Annotated in this window: 7 protein-coding genes; 2 read left to right on the top strand and 5 right to left on the bottom strand. The window is 66.6% G+C overall.

Features of this window, described 5'->3' with window-relative positions; genetic code table 11:
* The 5 genes from VF662_RS04895 to VF662_RS04875 all read right to left on the bottom strand — a co-directional run.
* Positions 1-450 (bottom strand): SDR family NAD(P)-dependent oxidoreductase (locus VF662_RS04895; protein ID WP_464138376.1); only part of this gene is annotated, 450 nt, incomplete at its 3' end.
* Between the two features lie 72 nt (positions 451-522).
* Positions 523-987 (bottom strand): GreA/GreB family elongation factor, encoded by a 465-nt coding sequence (locus VF662_RS04890; RefSeq protein WP_464138374.1) that lies wholly within the window; start codon positions 985-987, stop codon positions 523-525.
* A 13-nt stretch (positions 988-1000) separates the two neighbouring features.
* Complete coding sequence (locus VF662_RS04885; protein ID WP_464138372.1) at positions 1001-1168, bottom strand: CsbD family protein; 168 nt, start codon at positions 1166-1168, stop codon at positions 1001-1003.
* 55 nt (positions 1169-1223) lie between these two features.
* The gene (gene xth, locus VF662_RS04880) at positions 1224-1994 is read right to left on the bottom strand and encodes an exodeoxyribonuclease III (protein WP_464138370.1); all 771 of its coding nucleotides are present in this window, start codon (positions 1992-1994) and stop codon (positions 1224-1226) included.
* Between the two features lie 40 nt (positions 1995-2034).
* On the bottom strand, positions 2035-2730 hold the full coding sequence (locus tag VF662_RS04875; protein WP_464138367.1) for a winged helix-turn-helix transcriptional regulator: 696 nt from the start codon (positions 2728-2730) through the stop codon (positions 2035-2037).
* A gap of 69 nt (positions 2731-2799) precedes the next feature.
* Between VF662_RS04875 and VF662_RS04870 the strand changes: the two genes are divergently transcribed.
* Together VF662_RS04870 and VF662_RS04865 are read left to right on the top strand one after the other, a co-directional pair.
* Positions 2800-3234, top strand: a complete 435-nt coding sequence (locus tag VF662_RS04870; protein WP_464138364.1) for a VOC family protein — start codon at positions 2800-2802, stop codon at positions 3232-3234.
* Positions 3235-3260: 26 nt separating this feature from the next.
* On the top strand, positions 3261-3998 hold a 738-nt coding region (locus VF662_RS04865), incomplete at its 3' end, for a VOC family protein (RefSeq protein ID WP_464138360.1).

Raw genomic sequence — 3998 nt, 5'->3', positions numbered from 1 at the left:
GTTGATGATGAGACCCTTCTCGCCGTCCTCGAGCGGCTCCAGATCGGCCATCCCGGCGGCGGAGGCGGCGAGGACGCGGAAGGTGCCGATCAGGTTGATCTGGATTGCGAGCTCGAACTGGTGGATCGGGTAGCGCTTCACGGCTCCCGTTTCCTTGTCGCGGCCGACCGTCTTCACGGCATTGGCGACGCCGGCGCAATTGACGCAGATCCGCTCCTGCCCGTGCGCCTCGCGGGCGCGGGCGAAGCCGGCGTCGACGGCTTCGTTGGACGTCACGTCGACGAGCGCGAACACGCCGCCGATCTCGGAGGCGATGCGCTCGCCCTTCTCCTGGTCGCGGTCGAAAATGGCGACGCGGACGCCGCGGGCGGCGAGCGCCCGTGCGGTCGCCTCGCCGAGGCCCGAAGCGCCGCCGGTGACGACGGCCGCGACTGATTGATCGAGTTTCATGCCGGTCCCTTTCCTGTTGCCGCCGCTCCTAGGGGCAAGGACGGGGATCGGACAAGGGCAAGGTGCGGCGCTTCAGGGGATCGGGGAGACCGCCAGGATTTCGATCGCGTCGGCCTTGCCGCCGAAATCGGCGAAGTCGCCGGGCTCGGCACCCATTATGGCGCGCGCGATCGGAGCGGAGAAGGCGATGCGGTGCTGTGCGGGATCGGCTTCGTCGTCGCCGACGATGTCGATCGTCCGCTCGGCGCCATTGAGGCGGAAGCGGACCCGGGAGCCGAACGCGACCTCTTCGCCGTCGGGCGGAGGCATCAACTGCGCCGTGGCGATGCGGGTGCGCCAGTAGCGAAGCTCGCGCCTGGCGGCTTCGGCGGCGGCTTCGTCGGGGGCGGCGGAGACGCGCGCTTCGAGCTCCGCCGCCTTTTCATGGAGGTGAGCGAGGCCGCGCTCGGTGACGAGGTTCGGACCCACGGGGAGCGGGATCTCGAACTTCGGCTCCTTATGCTCTTCGTCACTTTCGCGGCGGAAGGCGACGCTCACCTCTAGCCTCGCGTCAGAGCTTGTTGATGACGCCCTTCACCTTGCCCTTCACTTCCTGGAGGTCGCCCTTGGCTTCCTGAGCGGCGCCTTCCTCGCGCACGCGCTCGTTGCTGCTGTGCTGTTTCGCTTCGCCCGCCGCCTGGTTGGCCGCGCCTTTGATCTTGTCGGTGAACTCACCCATTTCACTTCTCCTGATTGTGCGGGCGTAACGAAAGCTGCGCCTGGGTCGTTCCTTTTCAGGAGAGGCGGATCCAGACCGGGGCGTGATCGCTGGTCTTCTCCCAGCCGCGGACATGGGTCTCCACCCTGGCCTCCCGGAGGCGCGGCGAGACTTCGGGGCTGAGCAGGAAATGATCGATGCGGAGGCCGGCGTTGCGGGGATAAGCATTCCGGAAATAGTCCCAGAAAGTGTAGATCGTCTCGTCCGGGTGAAGGGCGCGGACGGCGTCGGTCCAGCCCTGTTCGAGGAGGCTCGCGTAGGCGGCGCGCACTTCCGGCGCGAACAGGGCGTCGTCGAGCCAGCGCTCCGGCTTGTAGACGTCCTTGCCGGTCGGCATCACGTTGAAATCGCCGGCGAGGATCACGGGCATCTTGCTGGCGATGAGCTCGGATGCGTGGGCATGGAGACGGTCGTACCAGGCGAGCTTGTAGTCGAACTTGGGGCCGGGCCGTGGATTGCCGTTGGGCACGTAGAGGCAGGCGATCAGGATGCCGTTGACCGCCGCCTCGATGTAGCGGCTCTGGACGTCGGCGGGGTCGCCGGGAAGGCCGCGGCGGGTCTCCACCGGATCGCAGCCGCGGGCGAGGATGGCGACTCCGTTCCAGCTTTTCTGGCCGTGCCAGACGGCGCCGTAGCCGGCCTCGCGGATCGCCTGCTCGGGGAACTTCTCGTCCGGCGCCTTCAGCTCCTGGAGGCAGACGACGTCCGGCTGCGCTTCCTCGAGCCAGCGAAGCAGAACGGCAAGGCGACCGTTGACGCCGTTCACATTGTAGGTCGCGATCTTCATCGCGTGGTGAATTCGCGGAGCGGCGCAGTCGTTCCGAGGTTCAGACGCTCGCCTTGGGCGGCAGCTCGAAAATCGAGATGAACCGCTCAGCGGCCGCTATGTCCCCTTCGACGGCCAGGGCTCCGGAAGCGGCGAGGTCCGGAAGCGGCTGCTTGCCGTAGACGGCGGCGGCGAGTGCGGTCGGCTCACCAACGAAGACGGCATCGGCGCCGGCGGGATCGCCTCGGACAACCTTGAGCTCGTCCTCCCCGGCCGTTGCCAGGAAGCTGTCGGTGGCGAAGCGGAAGCCGATGGTTGCACCGAGCCCCCTCGCCCGCTCCCGATCGTACATGGTCCGGAAGCTCAGCATGATCGAGCTCGCGCTGATCGGAAGCGTCGGATCGTGCGCGGGCGAGCGGGCGGCCCAGCGGCCGAGCGTCTGGACGATCGGCTCGGCCTCATAGCCCCAGGGCGTGAGCTCGTAGACCTGGGCGTTGGCCGGCGGCGGCAGGCGCCTCCTGACGAGAAGCCGCGATTCCTCCAGCCCCTCGAGCCGCTGCGTCAGCACGTTGGCGCTGATGCCGGGCAAATCCGCGCGCAGGTCGCTGAAGCGCTTGGGGCCAAGCATCAGCTCCCGCATCACCAGCAAGGCCCAACGCTCGCCGACCAGATCGAGGGCATGCGCGGTGCCGCAGGCATCGTCGTAACGGCGCTTGGGAGCGGCCGGAGCCGAGTCGGTTACTTTTTGTAACTTCATAGTTGCTTTTTATAACTCAGGCGCGCATCAACGTCAAACAGCGATTCGAAAGCACCAAGGAGAAGAGAGATGTCGAAGCTGATTTTCGTGAACCTGCCGGCGGCAGACCTGCAGCGTTCCGTCGCCTTCTATGAGGCGATTGGGGGCGTGAAGAACCCGCAGTTCAGCGACGACACGGCCGCGTGCATCGTCCTTTCCGAGACGATCCACGTGATGCTGCTTACCCACGACAAATTCCGCCAGTTCACGCCCAAGCGGATCGCCGACGCGCACGAGACGAGCGAGGTCCTGATCTGCATCTCCGCCGAAAGCCGCGAGGCGGTGGACGAGATCACCGAGAATGCGCTGGCGGCGGGCGGGCGCGAACCGCGCGAGCCGCAGGACTATGGTTTCATGTACGGCCGCAGCTTCGAGGATCTGGACGGCCATATCTGGGAGCCGATGTTCATGGATCTCGCCGCCGCCAGCCAAGCCATGGCGCAGCCCCAGCCGGCGGACGCCTGACGCACGACGGAGCGAGGAGAGAGATCATGGCCCATAGCTTCATCTGGTACGAGCTGATGACCAGCGATCCGCAGGCGGCGAAGACCTTCTACGAGAAGGTCGTCGGCTGGGAGACGAAGGCCTTCGAAGGCGGCGCCGACTACACCATCTTCGAGGCCGATGGCCGAGGTGTCGGCGGGATGATGGAGATTCCCGAGGATGCGCGCCAGGCCGGTGCACGACCGGTTTGGTTCGGATACGTCGCCGTCGACGATGTCGATGCCGCCGTCCGGCAGGTCGTCGAGGCAGGAGGCAAGCTCCACAAGGACATCATGAACGTGCCGACTGTCGGGCGGATTGCGATGGTCGCCGATCCGCAGGGCGCAACCTTCTTCCTGGTCGCGCCTGAGGGCGAAGACCAGTCGCCGGCGCCTGAAATGTCGCCGGGCCATGCCGCCTGGCACGAGCTCCACACCAGCGATTGGGAAGCCGCGTTCGACTTCTATTCGCGTCAGTTCGGATGGGCCAAGGCGGAGGCGATGGATATGGGCCCCATGGGCACCTACCAGATCTTCATGACGAACAGCCCGAACTGGGCGGGCGGCATGTTCAATGCCGATACGCTCGGCCGGCCTGCATGGCTGTTCTACTTCGTGGTCGGCAATATCGACGAGGCGGTGGAGCGGGTGCGCGCGGCGGGCGGCGAAGTCGTCCAAGGGCCGATGGAGGTGCCTGGAAGCGCCTGGGTCATCCAGGGCCGCGATCCGCAGGGCGCGATGTTCGCG

It is taken from the genome of Allosphingosinicella sp., assembly GCF_036387215.1.
GTDB lineage: Bacteria > Pseudomonadota > Alphaproteobacteria > Sphingomonadales > Sphingomonadaceae > Allosphingosinicella.
This window is presented reverse-complemented; position numbering and strand designations above follow the sequence as displayed.